At 74.7% G+C, this 277-nt stretch carries 1 protein-coding gene; it reads left to right on the plus strand.

Going from position 1 to position 277, the window contains the following annotated elements; translation table 11 throughout:
- The coding region (locus tag PUR61_RS34535; RefSeq protein WP_329883483.1) for a hypothetical protein at positions 1–277 on the plus strand (277 nt) is incomplete at both ends.

Below are 277 nucleotides of genomic sequence, written 5' to 3' on the forward strand. Positions count from 1 at the left end.
CGAACTCGGCCCGGACGCGGTCCTGTCCGCGCTCGTCCAGCAGCCCGACGCCGCCACGGCGCCGCTGCTGCGCCGCGACCGCGACGAAGTCACCACCGTGCTCACGGCGTTGGCGACTCTGCACGTCAACGGCGTTCCGGTCGACTGGTCGCCGCTGTTCACGGGCGTCCGACCGGCCGAGCTGCCGACCTACGCCTTCCAGCACCAGCGGTACTGGCTGGAGAGCCGGCCCGCGAAGGCGGTGGCCGCCGACCCCGCCGAGGCCGGGTTCTGGGCC

This window comes from Streptomyces sp. BE20, assembly GCF_036322525.1.
In the GTDB taxonomy this organism is placed as follows: domain Bacteria; phylum Actinomycetota; class Actinomycetes; order Streptomycetales; family Streptomycetaceae; genus Kitasatospora.